At 44.5% G+C, this 18,564-nt stretch carries 19 protein-coding genes; 3 read left to right on the top strand and 16 right to left on the bottom strand.

Going from position 1 to position 18,564, the window contains the following annotated elements:
• Window positions 1–32: 32 nt before the first annotated feature.
• The 10 genes from tolB to aspS form a co-directional block, all read right to left on the bottom strand.
• Complete coding sequence (tolB, locus tag ACOJRU_RS05920) at window positions 33–1,397, bottom strand: Tol-Pal system beta propeller repeat protein TolB (RefSeq protein ID WP_421134117.1); 1,365 nt, start codon at window positions 1,395–1,397, stop codon at window positions 33–35.
• A gap of 4 nt (window positions 1,398–1,401) precedes the next feature.
• Window positions 1,402–2,181, bottom strand: a complete 780-nt coding sequence (gene tolA, locus ACOJRU_RS05915; RefSeq protein ID WP_421134116.1) for a cell envelope integrity protein TolA — start codon at window positions 2,179–2,181, stop codon at window positions 1,402–1,404.
• Window positions 2,182–2,607: a protein TolR gene (tolR, locus tag ACOJRU_RS05910; RefSeq protein WP_421134115.1), complete on the bottom strand. Its 426-nt coding sequence runs from the start codon at window positions 2,605–2,607 to the stop codon at window positions 2,182–2,184.
• Window positions 2,608–2,637: 30 nt separating this feature from the next.
• Window positions 2,638–3,330, bottom strand: coding sequence for a protein TolQ (tolQ, locus tag ACOJRU_RS05905; protein ID WP_421134114.1), 693 nt, complete (start codon window positions 3,328–3,330; stop codon window positions 2,638–2,640).
• On the bottom strand, window positions 3,320–3,718 hold the full coding sequence (ybgC, locus tag ACOJRU_RS05900) for a tol-pal system-associated acyl-CoA thioesterase (RefSeq protein WP_421134113.1): 399 nt from the start codon (window positions 3,716–3,718) through the stop codon (window positions 3,320–3,322). Before ybgC ends, tolQ begins: the two co-directional genes overlap by 11 nt.
• Before the next feature lie 419 nt (window positions 3,719–4,137).
• Window positions 4,138–5,142 (bottom strand): Holliday junction branch migration DNA helicase RuvB, encoded by a 1,005-nt coding sequence (gene ruvB, locus ACOJRU_RS05895; RefSeq protein ID WP_421134112.1) that lies wholly within the window; start codon window positions 5,140–5,142, stop codon window positions 4,138–4,140.
• 28 nt (window positions 5,143–5,170) lie between these two features.
• Window positions 5,171–5,791, bottom strand: a complete 621-nt coding sequence (gene ruvA / locus ACOJRU_RS05890) for a Holliday junction branch migration protein RuvA (protein WP_421134111.1) — start codon at window positions 5,789–5,791, stop codon at window positions 5,171–5,173.
• 71 nt (window positions 5,792–5,862) lie between these two features.
• Window positions 5,863–6,381, bottom strand: coding sequence for a crossover junction endodeoxyribonuclease RuvC (gene ruvC / locus ACOJRU_RS05885; RefSeq protein WP_421134110.1), 519 nt, complete (start codon window positions 6,379–6,381; stop codon window positions 5,863–5,865).
• A complete protein-coding gene (gene nudB / locus ACOJRU_RS05880) occupies window positions 6,381–6,821 on the bottom strand; it encodes a dihydroneopterin triphosphate diphosphatase (RefSeq protein ID WP_421134109.1) in 441 nt (146 codons plus the stop codon). The genes ruvC and nudB overlap by 1 nt, the downstream gene beginning before the upstream one ends.
• A 3-nt stretch (window positions 6,822–6,824) precedes the next feature.
• The gene (gene aspS, locus ACOJRU_RS05875; RefSeq protein ID WP_421134108.1) at window positions 6,825–8,585 is read right to left on the bottom strand and encodes an aspartate--tRNA ligase; all 1,761 of its coding nucleotides are present in this window, start codon (window positions 8,583–8,585) and stop codon (window positions 6,825–6,827) included.
• 188 nt (window positions 8,586–8,773) lie between these two features.
• On the opposite strand from aspS, the gene ACOJRU_RS05870 reads away from it, so the two are divergent.
• On the top strand, window positions 8,774–9,685 hold the full coding sequence (locus ACOJRU_RS05870; RefSeq protein ID WP_421134107.1) for a DUF72 domain-containing protein: 912 nt from the start codon (window positions 8,774–8,776) through the stop codon (window positions 9,683–9,685).
• Window positions 9,686–9,779: 94 nt separating this feature from the next.
• Window positions 9,780–10,280, top strand: coding sequence for a type IV pilin protein (locus ACOJRU_RS05865; protein ID WP_421134106.1), 501 nt, complete (start codon window positions 9,780–9,782; stop codon window positions 10,278–10,280).
• A 109-nt stretch (window positions 10,281–10,389) separates the two neighbouring features.
• Here ACOJRU_RS05865 and ACOJRU_RS05860 read toward each other — a convergent pair whose 3' ends face one another.
• From ACOJRU_RS05860 to ACOJRU_RS05840, 5 genes are all read right to left on the bottom strand, one after another.
• Window positions 10,390–12,543 (bottom strand): GspE/PulE family protein, encoded by a 2,154-nt coding sequence (locus tag ACOJRU_RS05860; RefSeq protein WP_421134105.1) that lies wholly within the window; start codon window positions 12,541–12,543, stop codon window positions 10,390–10,392.
• A gap of 168 nt (window positions 12,544–12,711) precedes the next feature.
• Window positions 12,712–14,055 (bottom strand): sigma 54-interacting transcriptional regulator, encoded by a 1,344-nt coding sequence (locus tag ACOJRU_RS05855; protein WP_421134104.1) that lies wholly within the window; start codon window positions 14,053–14,055, stop codon window positions 12,712–12,714.
• Window positions 14,055–14,642 carry a hypothetical protein gene (locus ACOJRU_RS05850; RefSeq protein WP_421134103.1) on the bottom strand — a complete coding sequence of 196 codons (588 nt, stop codon included), beginning with the start codon at window positions 14,640–14,642 and terminating at the stop codon, window positions 14,055–14,057. Before ACOJRU_RS05850 ends, ACOJRU_RS05855 begins: the two co-directional genes overlap by 1 nt.
• An 11-nt stretch (window positions 14,643–14,653) precedes the next feature.
• Window positions 14,654–16,042 carry a sensor histidine kinase gene (locus ACOJRU_RS05845; protein WP_421134102.1) on the bottom strand — a complete coding sequence of 463 codons (1,389 nt, stop codon included), beginning with the start codon at window positions 16,040–16,042 and terminating at the stop codon, window positions 14,654–14,656.
• Window positions 16,043–16,112: 70 nt separating this feature from the next.
• The gene (locus ACOJRU_RS05840) at window positions 16,113–16,394 is read right to left on the bottom strand and encodes a calcium-binding protein (protein ID WP_421134101.1); all 282 of its coding nucleotides are present in this window, start codon (window positions 16,392–16,394) and stop codon (window positions 16,113–16,115) included.
• Window positions 16,395–16,841: 447 nt separating this feature from the next.
• On the opposite strand from ACOJRU_RS05840, the gene ACOJRU_RS05835 reads away from it, so the two are divergent.
• Complete coding sequence (locus ACOJRU_RS05835; RefSeq protein WP_421134100.1) at window positions 16,842–17,750, top strand: aspartyl protease family protein; 909 nt, start codon at window positions 16,842–16,844, stop codon at window positions 17,748–17,750.
• Window positions 17,751–17,763: 13 nt separating this feature from the next.
• On the opposite strand, the gene ACOJRU_RS05830 is transcribed toward ACOJRU_RS05835, so the two are convergent.
• Entirely contained in the window at window positions 17,764–18,555 is a 792-nt protein-coding gene (locus tag ACOJRU_RS05830) for a TIGR03915 family putative DNA repair protein (RefSeq protein WP_421134099.1), read from the bottom strand.
• Between the last annotated feature and the right edge of the window lie 9 nt (window positions 18,556–18,564).

Here is an 18,564-nt window from a genome sequence, read left to right as displayed (position 1 = left end):
CCTTAATTTTGTTGTTTACTGTTTTTAAATTGTTAGAACAAAAATGGTGACCAACTCGGCGACTTAACTTGCCCATTGGCTGCTGGCAACCTAGCTTTAAAGCGCCCGTCTAAGGAAACGAGTGATAACACTTGCTTCCCTTCATGAAGGGTACTATAAATTATCATGCTTCCGTTCGGTGCCACGCTTGGTGACTCGTCCAAGTACGTCCGTGTGAGTACTTGGGGCGAACTACCATCAAGCGCCTGCTTGGCAATGTGATAGTTTCCGTTGGTTTGATTAACTACAACTATCTCATCACCGTTTGGCGTTAATGTGGCACCAAGGTTCTGCTCGCCGACGAAGGTAATACGCCTTACCTTTCTCGAATTTAAATTTACGCTATATATCTGGGGTTTACCACCCCGTTCCGAACTAAAAATTAAACCACTACCATCGGGAAGCCACGCTGGCTCGGTATCGATCGCTCTGTTGCGCGTAATCCTGCGCAAGTTTTTCGTCGCGAGATCCATAATGTAAATCTCGGGGTTACCATCTTTCGACAAAACCATTGCAAGTTGCTTGCCATCTGGCGAGAAAGAGGGGCTGCCATTAATACCAGGGAAATTAGTAATGGCCGTTCGCTCGCTGGTATAAATATCTTGAATGAAAATTTGAGGTCTTCTGTTCTCAAAACTTACGTAAGCAAGCTTTTCTCCATCTGGCGACCAAACAGGCGACATCAATGGTTCAGGCGAGGATAATAACCGCGTTTCGTTTTCACCGTCGTAATCTGCAATGACCAGCTGGTATGGTTTCTCATAAGTATCTCGGTCGCGAACAATGACATAAGCAATACGAGTTAAGAAGGCTCCACGAACGCCTGTAAGCTTTTCATATACAATGTCACTTATTCTGTGTGCATATTGCCTGAAGTCGCTGTCGTTAATTACAGCCTGCCTTGCTACGATAACATGTGAATTGCTCGTAACTAGCTTTCCCTCTTTTAAAACTTGAGACTGGCCGCCATCTAACTGGCCTTTAAGCACGTCAACAAGTTGATAACTCACCAAGTATTTATTCGCACTATCTTGCTCAATAGACCCCACTAGCACGGTGTCTACCCCCATGTTAGCCCATGCGCTGTAATCTACATCAGCTGCTGATTCAGGGTACTGCGGCATACTATTTGGTGCAATCGGGTTAAACTTTCCGCTGCGCGTCAGGTCGGCCATGATGACGTCTGAGATATCACCAGGCAGTGCCCCTTCACCTTTCCACTTAAACGGAACAATGCCTATTGGTCTTGCACTGTTCACACCTTCCGTTATAACAATTTCAAGCGTTGCATACGCGTTCACGCTTAGCAGCATGAGAGTCGTTGCGACACTGGCTATCCATATTCTAAGTTTTTTCATTACACTACAGTTCCACATTTAAATTGATATCTTTTAGCTGCTGATAAACGTCTGACGCATCAGAAATTGGCAGTTCTTCGACCCGCCTTACCGCGCTTTCGGCGGCCTGACATAGCGCAGCATCGCCACCGAGAATTCGTATACTCGTCACATAACCGGTTGTCGCTAACTTAATATTTAGCTTACACACCTTCCCTTTAAAGCTGTCGTCAGCAAAAAGGTTTCGTTCAATAGTTTGCTTAATTAGCGCTTGGTAACGTTCTACTTCAGACAGGACCTGCTGTCGCCTACGGGCTTGTTGTGCAGCTTGTTCTTTCGCAAGCTGTTCTTGCATAATCCTTTCCATTTCCGCACGTTCGGCCGCTTCTTTTTTCTTGCGTTCAGCATCTGCCTTCGCTTTCGCTTCCTGCGCTTTGCGCTCTTTTTCCTTTTGTGCCGCTAATCGTTCCAACTCCTTTTGTTGCTTTATTTGGGTTTCTTCAGCTTCTCGCTTTTCTCTTGCCTTCTTGGCCAATGCGGCTTGGCGACGTTTCTGTGCTGCCGCTTCTTCTCTTTTTCTTTGACGCTCAACTTCCTTTGCTTTCGCTTGTGCCTCAGCTTGTGCTTGCGCTCTCTTCGTATCAGCAATTGCTTGAGCATCAATAAAGGTCGCTTCAATAACCGGCGCATTTGATGGGGTAGAAGGAAGTGGCTCGTGAGAAAAACTGACGCTAATTAGCAACACTAACGCAATAGCGGCGTGTACACCTAACGATTTATAAACAGATGCCGACATTGATGTCATCTAATTAGGCTCTACCGGATCTGTCATTAACCCAACCGACGGCACGCCCGCTTGCTGCAATAGCACCATCAATTGGATAACCTTGTTGTAGGGTACTTGGCCATCGCCTTTCACCACAACCGGCGTATTTTCATTTTTCTGTAGCTGCGCTTGAACAAGGGCTGCAAGCTCATCGGCCTCTATCGGACTATCTTGACTGTCCCCAACATTTAGAAAATACCGCCCTTTTACATCGACGGATGCAATAAGCGGTGGGTTATCTTCCTGTTCAATAGGGTTAGCGCTGGCTTTAGGTAAATCAACCTTCACCCCTTGAGAGATAAGTGGTGCAGTTACCATAAATATGATCAGTAGCACCAACATCACGTCGATGTATGGCACAACGTTAATTTCTGATACCGGCCTACGGCGTTTTCTTACATACATAACGTTTCCTCGTTAGTAATAATTTTATGATTACACAGAGGGTTGCTGAGCCACAGAGGCAGCAGCCTGACGTTGTAAAATAGCAGAAAACTCTTCCATGAAATTACCATAGCTATTTTCTACTTTTTCCACCTGATGGCTAAAACGGTTGTATGCAATGACGGCAGGAATGGCAGCAAACAAACCAATGGCTGTCGCAATGAGCGCTTCTGCAATCCCTGGTGCCACCATCGCAAGCGTAGCTTGTTGTACTTCACCTAGTGCGATGAATGCATTCATTATTCCCCATACCGTGCCAAATAGGCCAATGTATGGGCTAATAGAGCCAGCAGTGGCAAGAAACGGTAAACGGCTTTCTAGCTCTTCAACCTGTCTAGACATCGACACTCTCATCGCACGATAAGCGCCATCTACAATGCCGTTGGTACTGGTGTTTGATTTTCTCAATCGAACAAACTCTTTGAAACCCGCACAAAATATACTACTCATTCCATCTAAATTGGTTCGAGCAGAGAGTTCTTGATACAACCTGTTAAGGTCAGCACCGGACCAAAACTTATCTTCAAACTGACGCATTTCAGAGCGCGCTGCCGACAATGCCTTGCTTCGTTGGAAAATAAATGTCCAAGATGCTATCGACACACCAAGCAACAGTAACATCACAAGCTGTACAACAAAGCTAGCCTGTAGAAAAAGCCCTATAAACGTAAGATCAGATGACACGCGATATTTCCCCTAACAATGTCTTTGGTAGCCTTTTAGGCTTCATAGAATCAAGACTAACGCACGCTACTTTAATGGTAGCTACCACCAGCGTAACGTTTTCCTCATTTTTTATAATTTGTTTGAATACCAAACTAGCGCCCCCTAATTCTACAACGTGCGATTCAATACTCAACAGCTGATTAAACCGTGCCGGCGCATAGTTATGCATTTCAACGTGTTTGACGACAAAGGCGACAGATTGTTCCATTAAAATATCTTGTTCATAACCCAGCCCTCTTAACCACTCAGTTCTGGCTCTCTCCATAAACTTTAAATAGTTTGCGTAGTATACAATCCCACCTGCATCGGTATCCTCGTAATACACTCTCACGGCGTGTTTATGCATAACTATTCCTTTAATCTCAATAAAATTAATCTATAGCATCTAAAAAAAGCGCTGAGTGCGCGAAAAATTAAGCTAGCAAACTGGCTTCAACCACATTGAAAACGGCACGCTTAATGTTTTTATTATATATAATTAACAAGCAATTAACGCATTAGTTTTTTTAATGTGAATAGACAATTTTCCTCAATTGTAAGTTTTTCGAAGGTGCCTATAATACGCGCCATCAGTCATACAGAGCGTGATGGTGCGAAGCACGGTTATGCAAGAGGTTTTCTCCTGTTAGACATGAGTTCCCTGGATTTATTTCCTTCAACACTTGTTGTTTTGCCCGCTTTATAAGCGGGCTTTTTTTTGCCTAAAATAAGGTGAAGTAAAATAAATCAGGCCTTAAAACTAGGCCTGTGTGTTATTGCAATGCATCATGAGTTCGGCGTAAAGCCAAAGTGAAGATAGGCTCGCTGTGAAGCAATTCGGCCTCGGGGGGTACGTTGTAAAAAACCCTGCTGAATGAGGAAAGGCTCAATAACGTCTTCAATCGTTTCTTTTTCTTCACCAATAGCCGCAGCAAGATTGTCTAGCCCTACAGGCCCACCATCAAACTTTTCGATAATGGTAGACAGTAGCTTACGGTCCATGTAATCAAAACCCTCTCGGTCAACATCGAGCATGTCTAATGCTTTCGCTGCTACATCAGCACCCACGGTTCCGTCAGATTTAATCTCTGCGTAATCTCTAACACGTCGTAACAATCGATTTGCGATACGTGGCGTACCCCGAGAACGTCGAGCAATCTCTTGAGCCCCTTCAATACTCATATCTAAGTTAAGATAATTTGCGCTGCGCGCAACGATACTGGTCAAATCTTTTACCGAATAAAACTCTAAGCGTTGAACAATACCAAAGCGATCTCGCAGTGGTGATGTTAATGAGCCCGCTCGCGTAGTAGCACCGACAAGAGTGAATGGCGGCAAATCGAGTTTTATAGAACGCGCAGCAGGCCCCTCACCTATCATTATGTCAAGCTGATAGTCTTCCATTGCAGGATAAAGAATTTCTTCAACTACTGGGCTAAGACGGTGTATCTCATCAATAAAAAGAACATCATTGCGTTCAAGGTTAGTCAGTAACGCGGCCAAGTCCCCCGCTTTCTCAAGCACAGGCCCAGAGGTAGTTTTAATATTTACCCCCATCTCATTGGCGACAATATTCGCTAAGGTAGTTTTACCTAGTCCTGGCGGGCCAAAAATAAGCAGATGGTCTAGCGCATCGTCTCGGTTACGTGCTGCTTGAATAAAAATTTCCATTTGCTCACACACATGAGGCTGACCGGTATAGTCATCAAGCATTTTGGGACGTATTGCACGGTCGATGACTTCGTCTTCGTTGCTCGCGTCTGGGGTAATGAGTCTGTCGGCTTCAATCATAATTATTTTATGCTCAGTAGCAATATGGTTATATTGCTGCTTTTAATGCTTCTCTTATTAATGCTTCGCTTTGGATGCCATCGGTATATACGCTGTCCACCAGCTTACTCGCCTGAGCAGGTTTATAACCCAACGCAATAAGCGCGCTTTGCGCTTCCTCTCTCGCATCGTTTACTGTAACAATAGTACTACCGGAGAGTAAATCGCCGCTTGGAGGCGGGGTGGTAATGCTTTGTGTTTTACCAAACTTCGCTAGCCTATCTTTTAATTCGACTACCAAGCGTTCGGCTGTCTTTTTACCTATTCCCGGAAGGCTTACCAATGCTGATACATCTTCATTTTGCACGCTAACCAAAAATTGAGATGCTGACATCCCAGACAAAATGGCAAGACCTAACTTTGGCCCCACACCATTCGCTTTTATTAGCTCTCGGAATAATCCACGCTCCATTTTATCAGCAAAGCCGAAAAGTAATTGGGCATCCTCTCTTACCACAAAATGCGTATAAACCACCACTTCTTCACCTACGGCTGGTAGTTGATAGAAGCTGGTCATAGGCATATGAATTTCGTAGCCTACTCCGGCTACATCTACAAGAATTTCTGGAGGCTGTTTTTCTGCCAACGTACCGCGAATTCGTCCAATCATGAATTATCTCTTTCTAACCCTGTGCTGGTATTTTCACAACAAAGGTAATAACGGAAAATTGGAACTAAAGGTTACCGCAATCGCCCACGAACGGTTTTTCGAGCCTGCCCAGCCATATTAATTAGGCTTTGCTCGGTGTGCGCATGGCAAAGTGCTACTGCAAGTGCATCTGCCGCGTCGGCTTGTGGCGTGCCGCTTAAATTCAGTAAGTGTTTCACCATATGCTGAACCTGCGTTTTGTCTGCACTGCCTTTACCCACTACAGCTTGCTTTATCTGCCTTGCACTGTACTCAGCGACGGGTAGAGAAGCCTGCGTAGCTGCTACGATAGCTGCTCCTCGCGCTTGGCCTAATTTAAGCGCAGAGTCGGGGTTTTTTGCCATAAAAACCTGTTCAATCGCAAATTGCGCCGGCCCGAATTGACGGATAATGTCGCTAATTCCGGTGTATATGTTGGCAAGTCTTGACGGTAAATCGGTAGTGCCTACCCTTATGCAGCCGCTGGCTACATAAACTAATTTACCTTGCTTGCGCGTAATTAAACCGTAGCCGGTAACCCTAGAACCTGGATCTATACCCAGTATAACCATTAAGGCACACTCGGTACAAACATTGATACCGCTTCTTTGTTGGAGGGTGACCACAACCGCGATAGTGCGTCATGTTTCGATACCCACTCATACTGCAAATGTTCAGTAAGTACTAACGGAATATCGCTGTTTATTTGAAGAGAAAAGACATGCTCAATATTAAACGTGGTGCCAGGAGGATAGCGATGCAACCAACGGCGTCTAATTTCATACCGGTTCTGTTTTTGATGGTTGTTTATTTCGAAACCGTGTGCCTTTGCATCAACACCAATTTCTTCACACACCTCACGGTAGGCCGTTTGAATCGGTTCTTCACCGTCTTCAAGGGCCCCCGTGACAGACTGCCAGAACGTAGGATCGTCTTGGCGCTGTAGTAAAAGCACTCGATAGTGCTGATCGTACAGCACCACAAGCGCTGATTCTGGCTTTTTATACGTCATAGATTAAGATGGCTTTTTCACCGTCGCTATGGCCAACTCTTCTAGCTGTTGCGGATTAGCAGGGCTAGGTGCAGACGTTAGCGGACATGCTGCTGTCGTTGTTTTAGGGAACGCCATCACATCACGAATAGACGTAGCACCCGTCATCAACATTACTAGACGATCTAGTCCAAATGCTAGTCCAGCATGCGGTGGCGCACCGAATCGAAGTGCATCCAGTAAGAAGCCAAACTTGTTTTTAGCTTCTTCATCTTCAATACCTAAAATACTGAACACCGTAGACTGCATTTCTTCGTTGTGGATACGCACTGAACCACCACCAAGCTCTACCCCGTTAAGCACCATGTCGTAAGCATCAGACAAGGCTTCTGCTGGATTGGCTTTCAACTGCTCTGGCGTTAAACCTCGTGGCGCAGTAAATGGGTGGTGAATAGCATGAAGCTGTCCATCGAACTCTTCAAACATCGGGAAGTCTACAACCCATAATGGCTTCCACTCGCCTTCAAGTAAGTCGAAGTCTTCACCTAGTTTTAAGCGCAATGCGCCCATCGCCTCGGTGACTACGGTTCCGTTATCTGCACCAAACAATAGTATATCGCCAGACGCAGCACCCGTGCGCTCACAGATAGCCGTGGTGATGTCGTCGTTTAGGAACTTAAGAATAGGCGACTGAAGTCCGTCTTGCCCTGCTTCGATATCGTTAACTTTTATCCAAGCAAGTCCTTTCGCACCGTAAATCCCAACGAACTTAGTATATTCATCAATTTGCTTGCGAGATAACGAGGCACCGCCTGGAACTCGAATAACGGCGACGCGGCCTTTGGGGTCTGTCGCAGGGCCGCTGAACACTTTAAACTCAACAGACTCTAGTAAGTCTGCAACATCAGTAAGTTCTAACGGGTTACGTAAGTCAGGCTTATCGCTACCATAACGCTTCATTGCCTCTGCGTAGGTCATACGCGGGAAGTCACCTAAATCCACATCAAGCATTTTGTTGAATAGGTCGCGGATCATGCGTTCGGTAATCGCCATTACGCCTTCGGCATCAAGGAATGTAGTTTCAATATCGATTTGCGTAAATTCTGGCTGTCGGTCTGCACGTAAATCTTCGTCTCTGAAACACTTAACGATTTGATAGTAGCGATCCATTCCCGACATCATTAGCAACTGTTTAAACAATTGCGGAGATTGTGGCAGCGCAAAAAATTCACCTTTGTGCGTTCTGCTAGGAACAAGGTAATCACGAGCACCTTCTGGAGTCGCTTTCGTTAAGATGGGCGTTTCTATGTCAAGAAACCCGTCTTCTTCTAAGAAACGACGAACCGCACCGGTTACTTTTGCGCGAAACTGAAGGCGCTGACTCATAACAGGGCGACGCAAGTCTAAATAGCGATAGCGTAAGCGCTGCTCTTCTGAGTTTTCTTGGTTCCAATCAAGTGGCAATACGTCAGACTTGTTGATGATTTCTAAACCCGTACCCAAAATTTCAATTTCGCCAGTACGCATGTCTTTATTGATTTGCCCTTCTGGACGCGCACGCACTTTACCCGTTAATGACACGCAAAACTCGCCCCGCAGGGTATTAGCAATATTTAGTACATCGGGTAAATCTGGGTCGAACACAACCTGTACAATACCTTCGCGATCACGTAAGTCGATAAAAATAACACCGCCTAAATCGCGACGCTTATTTACCCAACCGCAAAGCGTAACTTCTTGTCCAACAAATGATGAATCGATATTCCCACAGTAATCTGTGCGCATGGTCCTTGACCCCTGATATATTGTCTTGCTCTGCACGTTAAATGTTTAGTATTGCCGAGACAACGCGTTCACCCTTGTCAGGCAAACTTATTGCTCTACAATGATGCGGATTTCGCATCGTGGTAACAACATGCATTCTGTAATGATTTAAAGGCCGCATAGTATAAACAAATGCGTCGTAAAGCCCAATGACAAATATGCAGAAAGATAGCAACTTACATACAAATTCGGCTTCTATCGTCGGTAAGCTACATATCGGCCTACCGATGTGGCAGCATCCTTCTTGGCCACGCACGTGGTTTGCGCATTATCCCAAAAGCGATACGCAGCTTATTTCTTACGCAAAAGAATGTAATACCGTGGAAGGCAATACCACCTTTTACTCACTGCCTCATGAAGATGCTACGTTAAGGTGGGCAACATCGGTACCCGATGACTTTTCCTTTACCTTCAAGTTTCATCAGACGATTACTCACCGCAAACAGCTCCAACACTGCCAAGAAGACGTTGAGCAGCAGTTAAATTTAATGCAGCCCCTTAAAGACAAACTAGGTGTTATGTTGCTTCAATTACCGGCTGGCTTTGGCCCTAACAAACTATCCGTATTAGACCGTTTTTTATCGCAATTGCCTCCGTGGCTTAACGTTGCCGTTGAAGTAAGGCATCTTAGCTTTTTTGAAAAAGGTGATGACGAAAAAAAGCTGAATCAACTATTAATAGCGCACAGTGCCAACAGAGTCATTATGGACACTCGGGCGTTGTTCACAGGCCCGTGCGATAGCGAGATGTTAGCGGAAGTAAGAAGTAAAAAGCCGCGAGTGCCGGTTAATGTGATTGCAACGGGGCTAACGCCAGTCGTGCGATTCGTGGGCAACGACGATGACGAGGATAACTTACAGTGCCTACGCCCATGGGTGAGCAAGGTTGATCAATGGCGACGTGAAGGCAAGAGCGTATACTTTTTTTGTCACCGCCCAGATAACAAAGATGCACCGTGGTTAGCACAACAATTTATTGATCTTTACAATCAAGCGCACAGCGAGCGCGCTGTGCCTAATCTATCGATTAAAGCGCAGCCTGAGCAAGACACGCTTTTTTAACGCGCAAGAGTACACACTTAAGTCCAATGGTGTTTTCTGACAAAAGCGGTAATTTTGTACTAGGATTCAGTTATACATTGACAGAGATATCAATATGAAAAAGAACGAACGGGGCTTTACGCTAATAGAAATACTCATCACGCTTGCGATTGTCGGTATCCTAGCAGCAATAGCGATGCCTATTTATCAAAACTACAGACTCACCTCTACGCTATCTCAAGCCTTTAGTCTGTTAGATGAAGAACGTATTAAAATCGAACTGTACTACATTACCCATGACAAAATGCCAGAAAAAGGAAGCGACGCAGGCATTATTCGATTTCCAGATTTTGACTTAATAAACCAGTTAAAATGGACAACGGGTATACCTGGTCAAGTAGTGGATAAAAAGCACATTGGTACACTCGTACCCATTATGGATTTAACCAGTTTTGGCGATGAGTATAGTGAATACAATATGACGTTCTTTTTTGTCGGGAGAGCCGACAGCGACGGACGAATTTCGTGGGAATGTATAGTAGACGAGGTTGACACCGGCGCGTTGAAAGCTGAACTATTGCCGGCATCATGTCACTCTGCACAGGCTACGCCATAACGAACAGCAACATTTGCTTTAATCGTCACTTAAGTTCCAATAGCGGGGTAAATAGCGTAAACCCGCTACGTTTTTCTAGCGCGTTTAATAACGCAATACGTTACGTGCCTTACTGATCGTCATTAGCGTTTATTCCCCAACGGAAATCAGCATTATGGCTGATAGCAGCCTGTATCGTATGCACCGTTTTGGTAACATCTTCATCTTTACTAACAAATTTAGATGTTGCCCCTTCTTTGATTAATATAGCCTTCCAATGTGCTTTATTCGCAGGCAAACGGATAAGTGCCGGAATTCGAGCCCATGCAATTTCACGCCGGTATCGAGCAACAAAGTCTATTACACCTTCATCGCTCAAGTCTTCATCAACCTCAAGCACAACCAACTCAATGTTATCGTTAGCATGAAGTGTCTCATTAGCAGCTTTTGGACTGCCTACTAACAATACTTTTAACCAACTGCTAGTGAGCGCAAGATTGAGCGCATGCGTTTTTTCGCACTGCGAACCCGCAATAAGTACCGTATTCTGATTAGTATTTTTCTGGTCACTTTCTTCATAAAGTGTACTTAAATCGGGAAGTTCATTGCCATACTCATCGGCTAGCGCATACCAAAATTGTTGGCCAATAACCCGGTAGGCCTCTGCAGCGGTAGTAATGCCTGAAATAATGAGCCGTGATGCAGACATTGAGAGAGAGTTGAAATTACCTCGCATAGCGGCTTTAAATTTCGATATATCTTGCTCTCCTCCTAACAATAGCTCTCTTTGCTGTTGGCTTATCTCTATAATCTCAGCAACGACGGTCCGCCCTTTATAACCCGTGAATTCACACTTTTCACAACCTACTGCTTTGTAAGCCTGCGACACATGCGTTAGTGCTTTAAACGCATGTGACAGAGGAGTATCTTCTTGCACTTTACACTTACAATCATCACAAAGTTTACGCAGTAGTCGTTGAGACATAATGCCTGCTAATGACTCAGCGAGGATAATTGGATTCACGCCTAAATCGAGCAAGCGAGGAATTGAACTTAACGAATCATTGGTGTGAAGCGTTGACAATACAAGGTGGCCAGTAAGCGCAGACTGCATAGCAATTTGTGCGGTTTCTTCGTCTCTTATTTCTCCAATCAGAAGCACATCGGGATCTTGTCGCAAGATAGCTCTTAACGCCCTCGCAAATGTCATACCCGCTTTTTCGTTAACTTCGGTCTGACTCAGCCCCTGCATTTGATATTCGACTGGATTTTCAACGGTCATAATTGAGACCGTTTCATCATTTAATGTGTTTAATATTGAATAAAGCGTTGTTGTTTTCCCTGACCCCGTAGGACCGCATACAAGTATTACGCCCGAAGGCTTCGCGGCGAGCCTTCTAACCGTGTGAACCTCGTCAAGTGAGAAACCAATTTCTGATAACGCGTACACCGACTGTCGATTTAAAAAGCGTATAACCAACTTCTCTTTGCCATCGGCCACGGGCAAGGTAGAGATACGAAGATCATATTCACGGCCTTCAAGCTCGACCAGCATCCTACCGTCTTGTGGTAGCATTTTAGCCGTAGTATCCATTTCCGCTTTAGCCTTGATATGCCTTATGAGGCCATCAGCAACACTGTTGGACACCAAGGTCAGCCGTTTTAATAAGCCATCAACTCTAATTCGTACGACAGAACCATTAAGAAAGGGTTGCAGATGCATATCAGACGCACGCTGTATGACCGACTCTTTCATTAATGTCTTTGCTAAACTTGGGATAGAATCGTCACTTAACCCTGATTCATTTGCGCTATCTAAACTAACGCTACTTTTGCGTAAACTGGGGGTGTCTGAACCCTGCTTGGAGAACTCGATAGCACGAGTAATCGCATGGGGATCGGCGATCACTAGCTGATAGTGAGTACCAAAAATAAAAGACAGCGCATCGAGCAACTCTGCGTCAATAGGGTTAGCGGTGGCGATGACCGGTTCATCATTTTCTATTCCCTTCACCGCAATATGAAATCGCAGAAGCGTTTTGGTTGGGACTTTCTTTAACAGTTTATCGGGAGGATGAATATCACCAAGATAAGCTTGTATATTAAACAGTGACGAAAGGCGCGTACACAATTCTTGCGATGAAATATGAGATTCATGAGTAATTTTATCCCACAAATTCGTAATACTTGCCTCGCTTGAGAGGCTAGTAAGCTCATTGTCTTTATCGTAAGTTAGCTTATATTGCTCAAACAATAAATGAACCGCGTCGTTACGTATTCCCATGTGAATTTTGCTCTTAAGTACCGTTCACGCCCATCCCTAAAAAGAGTCAAAGACTGAGCGTAAAATAAAAACGTATTATGCGAGGGTATCCCCCGTGCAATAGGCTGCACATATTTTGTTTAAGCACTTACAGCCGATAGTACATATGCACACGTAATACAGTGTAGCCTAAGAACGAAAATCACCCGCGTCTAAATCGTGCTTTTTCATTAGCTTATGCATATCGGTACGATTTCTTCCCGCTAAATCTGCCGCGCGGGTAACATTACCATCTGTCATTTTCAGTAGCTTGTGTAGATATTGTTGCTCAAATGCATCGCGCGCCTCCGTGAGTGTCGGCCAGCTTTGCTTGGTAGCAGACAGCGCTTGTTCAACCAAATGCAAAGGAATAACGGGCGTTTGCGTTAGCGCTACACATTGCTCTACCACGTTGACTAACTGTCGAACATTGCCAGGCCAAGACGATTTTACCAATTGCTGCATAGCATCGTCAGAAAACTGAGAGACAGTTACGCCATGACGTTGGCCGCTTTGCTGTAGCAGGGCTCTCGCGAGTAGCGGTATGTCTTCACTGCGTGATTTAAGTGCGGGAAGTTTAAGGTTTACGACGTTAAGGCGATAATACAAATCTTCTCTGAACGCCCCTTCTTCCATTTCTTTGTGCAGATCTTTGTGCGTAGCAGAGATAATACGCACGTCGATATCGACGTGCTTACTGCTGCCAACTGGCCGAATTTGTCGCTCTTGAAGTGCTCGTAGTAACTTAACCTGAAGCGTCATTGGCATATCGCCAATTTCATCTAAAAACAGTGTTCCACCGTCCGCCTCTCTAAACAAACCAGGGTGTGCAGCAACGGCTCCGGTGAATGCACCCTTGGCGTGGCCAAATAATTCAGACTCGAGGAGGTTTTCTGGCAGCGCACCACAATTTATTGCAACAAAGGGTTTGTCCTTTCGGTTGCTTGCCTTGTGAATAGCATTGGCGAGCAACTCTTTACCCGTACCGCTTGCCCCTGAAATAAGCACGCTTACTTCCCGCTGAGCAATTCTAAACGCTTGGTCGAGGACATTAAGCATTTCTGGTGAACGAGTGATAATGGCTTTTGCCCAATCACCTGGCTGTGCGGCCTGAGATTGGCTCAGCGCCTTTTGCAACAATGTTCGAAGTTCGTCGTGGTCCACCGGTTTAGGTAAAAAACCAAATACGCCGCGTTGTGTAGCAGCTACGGCATCAGAGATAGTGCCATGTGCTGTCATCAAAATAACGGGAATGTCTTTTCTTATCCCCATTATTTGTTCAAATAAGGCTAACCCGTCAAGACCTGGCATTCTCAAGTCGCTAAGCACAACATCAAAATTATTATTTTGTAGCTTTCTTAATGCGCTTTGTCCATCTTCTGCCGCAGTAACAGTAAATCCCTCTCCTTCTAAACGAATGGTAAGTAAGCGTAATAAACTGGCATCGTCATCGACTAACAATAACTGGGGTTTCTCATTTAACTTCTCGCTCACTACTTACTGCTCCTACTTTTATCCATTAATGTTGTCTCTATTTTTAACAGCGCATTTATTTTTTTCTGCTGCTCTTTTAGTTGTGCCGTTAACGCTGACACCTCATTGGAAAGCCCAGCATTTTGTTTGACTAAAACACTTAATGCCGACTCTAACTCCATTAATTGTTTGTTCTGTTGCGCTGCTACCGTGCGGATAATGCGGTTAAAGGCTGGCGTCATTTCCTGTGCTAATTTATCTATCGATAGCTGCGCGCCTAACCGCTCCTTATAAGGCGTGTCATTGGGCAAGGTAAACAAGTAGCGTAATAGTGTGTCATGCATACTGGTGTCGAGAGCAGATAACGACTGCTTTCTCTCTAACCACGGTGTCACGTCTGCAACGAGCCATAGGTTAAGCCAATATGCCATGTCACAATTATGTTCAAGGGTATCTGTTTCTGGCATAACCACGCATATTTCAGCATCGTCGAGCGCATTTTGACCTAGCGAGGCCTCGTTATTGTCAGCTTCGTTATCCGTGAACTGTGAAAAAACACTACATCCTGACAACATCAACACGCCAACAACTAAAACTGGTATTTTCATTATTTTTAGACCTACTGGAGTAAAGACACCCGGAAACAAACATCGGCGTAGTCAACATCAATGACCGATACATCGCCGTGCATCAAGCGCGCGCAATCAGCAACAATAGACAACCCAAGTCCAGTTCCTATGACATTATCATTACGTGGCTCTGCACCGCGAGTAAATGGCTCAAATAAGGTAGGAACGGCTTCTTTGGCAATTCGGCGCCCACGATTTGCCACGTCTAGAGTAACAAGATTGTCTTGCAAAAAAATGTGAATATTAATAGGCCGGCCAATAGCGCCATGGGCAACGGCGTTTGACAAAAGATTGTCAAGGATACGCCTAAACAACTCTTCATCAACCTGAGCATATTCATGCTCTACATTTACCGACACCTCTCTATTTTGAATTGCCAACGCGTAATCTTCAAGGCATGCGTCTACCATTGCCTTAAGGTTTGCACGCTCAATTTTTGGCTGTGCTTGCTGAAGCAATAGGTTGTAGTCTAATAACTTTTCTACCAGTGTATTTAGGCGCTGGGTGCTCGCTGTCAGTAAAGACATTACCTCACGTTGCTGCTGATTCAACTCGCCTACAACGTTTTCGCTAAGCAGGCTACACCCTTCCTTAATGCTCGCAAGAGGAGTCTTGAGCTCGTGAGCAGCATGGCGAAGTAATGCAGTACGAATATTTTCTAGTTGCTGTAGTCTATCGTGAAGCCAATGAAGGTCTCTTTCAACGTCGATAAGCTCGCGAGGTGCGCGGCGGGATAATGCGGGTAATTCTCCCTTTGAGTGAGCGACCACGCGGATAATGCGCTTTAGCTTATTGACCGGGTTAACAATTAACTGACTGCCCAACAAGATGAGCAATAAGGATACGCTGACCAACATGGCCGTAGACCATGCTTGCTTTGCTTGCATGGTATTAAGATCTTCTTGCTGCAAAGCTACGCGCTGCGCAATGAGCTTTTCCATGTCGCGCCGCAATTGCGCTACGCTTCTATTAATTGACGCAAGGTATGCGTTAAGTAATAGCTGGTCTTCGATCGTTCTATATTCAGCAACTTGGCTAATTTGCAACGATAACTGATTGCACGTTGAAGGGACATTTAACGAATGGCAAAGATTGTCAGCCGCTACTGTGAATTGTTTGAGTGCGGTATCAGACAGTTCAGCAATCTGCTCGTTTTGTATAACAACAAATTGCCGAATGCTTCGTTCAACATCAACGGCTGCTGTATCTAATGTTTGCATTTCGCCGACAACGTCAACCACAAACCGTGTCTCTAACGTCGTCATTTTCCCTACTTTGACAAGGTCGCTTTGACTTTGCCAAAGTAGCGCTGCTAACGGGATGAGCGCTAGGAAAAAACTTGCAAAGGTTAACTGGCGAAGCGATCCTAACTGTACCAATCGCTCGCTCAGTGATGCTGTATTTTTCAGTGTTTTTTCCTCTTACGACGGCTCACCATCGGTAATAGTGCTAGTTACTGCTAGCCTGTGCAATGCTATTATTTGGCGTTCTTTTACTTGAAGACAATTCAATTTCAGTAAGCTTACCGTCTTCATTATCGTCGATAAGCCCGAAATTTCTGAGCAGTTCTATATGACGGACCGCTTCTTTTAACGATATATAATCATCTTCATTAACATCTAATTCATCCATTAGCGATTGTGCTACCGTAGCATTCGCTTCAGCCACTGCAATTGCCTGTACTGCTGCAACAGTAAATAATACTAAAAAGAACTTTTCTAAACGTTTCATCTTGAATTCTCCGCAAGGTTGCAATTAGTAAATCCATCACTTCGTTACAGAGTTTATTGCCAGAACCCTGCCAATGTTTATTTATTCATTAATTTCAATGAGATAAATAACAGAAAGGCAATCAACAAGATATAAGCGTACCTAAAAAGTAACACTTTTTAAGGCAAAACGTGTAAGAATTTCTCTCACCTTCTGGAGGAGCCACTACTTTAATGGTTAATTTGGCTTAGCGCCTGTGTGGAACGCTACACCAGAACTGCATCGTTAACTAAGCGGTGAGGCAATATTTAATGCCCTTCGACAGGGATGCTTGTCACAGGCACTGCACTCAACGCTTAAATAATGCTTACTTTAGAACTCGTCGGTAATATGATAATTTACAAAAAAAGTTAAATAACTATTGTCCTAAAAGAAAGGTCAAACCCAACCAACGCAAAGGGATATTGTATGAAAGCAGTCATTCACCGTCTTCTTTTTCTATTCTTATTTTTTCCGCTAACAAGCCTTGCTGGTATAACTCAGTGGGTAGACTTCAAGTTACAAAATGGTCACATCAAAATTCCGATTAAGATTGAAGGCATAGATACCTTTGCCATTCTCGACACCGGAGCACAGTTAAATGCCATTAATAAAGCGTTTGTAGGCAAACACAATCTTACGTTCACTAAAGGGGGCAAGGTGCGAGTCGATGGTATATTTGGTGAACAAGTGTTCAGTAAATTAAACGGTATATCGCTGTCTATATTTGGTGTAGATATGGAGTTAGATGGTGCTCCGCCTCTCTCGCTTGGTCATCATTCTACCGGCTTGTTATTAGGCTCTGGCTTTTTTAGCCAGTTTATTGTTCAAATCGATTATCCCAATAACCGCCTGCGCGTAATGACACGAGATGTTATGAACTTAAGCGAGTTTCAAAATATCCGTGCAGAAAGTCAGCGCAGTAGCGGCGAGCCTTTGGTTCGCGTTACTTTGGGTAATGACGAATCATTTTGGGCGTTACTTGATACCGGTAATAATGGCGGTGTAATCATTGAGCGAAGCTATGCTGAAAGCTTAGGGCTAGTCGATAAAGTAACGTCGTCTTCAATGGCAATGGGGGCCACTTCAATGGCGGTAACAGAATCGACCCGCGTGCCTGAACTCGTTTTTGGCCCTTATACACTTGAGAATGTTTTAGTGAGCTTTCCTGCAGAAGGGCAGTCAATTGTCATTGAAAAGCAGTCGAGTATTTCTGGTACGCTTCGAAAGTCTCAAAAGCAGCAGGGTATTTTAGGCTACGACATCCTAAAGCACTTTGTATTAACTATGGACTATGCGAAAGGCCAAGTTCATATCGGCTTGCCCGAAGAGGGATAAACTAGATGGGAGTTTATTTTCTCCCATCTGTGATCATTTTGCGCGCTCTGGCGTCTGACTGTTTTATCATATCGTCAATCAGTGACGTTTCAGGCATGTTCTTCCAATACTTTTTGGGCATTGAACTTAGCATAGCGTCTTTTTTGATGCGGGCGGGGTTAAAAATATTAGCGTAATACGTAAGCCAATATTTTTCGATGTGATCGTCATCAGGAACCACACTCGAATCAGGGTTATCCTCTAGCCTCAGTGTTTCCGTGTCCCAATGAGCCGCACGATATGGCGTGAGTATAGACCATCGCATGTTTTTGAAGCGGGTTTGAAAAAAGTCGAGTTTTAGCTCTAGACTAAAATGTTCTGGTTCATACCAGGCGATAAAGTGCTCATTATTATTAAGGTTAACCTCTCTAAACCTTAAAAACGCACTCATCTTATAAGCGTCACGCTTTACCGCTTTGGCTAGCGTCATAAGCTGCATTATATCGTCGTCAGTTTTTAACCGAATTAAATGTTTGTTTTCAAACATAACCCGCCATAACACCCGATAACACAATGCGAAGCGATGAGCATCACTATGACACAACGCATATTTGAAAAGCATTAAGACGGCTTTAGGAATAGCATGCTGTTTCTGTGGCTTAGTGGCCGCTATCGGTTGTTGACTGTGACCAAATAAGTCGTCTTGAACTGATTCAGCACTTTGCCAAATAATATTCTCAGGAGGGATAGCTTGGGCTAAACACGCTCTTGCGGCCATGCGCCATTCATCAAAGCCAGGCACTGAGTTAATTGTAATGGTTTCCATGACACAGCT

Source organism: Alteromonas algae, from assembly GCF_049117195.1.
Classification (GTDB): Bacteria; Pseudomonadota; Gammaproteobacteria; order Enterobacterales; family Alteromonadaceae; genus Alteromonas.
This window is presented reverse-complemented; position numbering and strand designations above follow the sequence as displayed.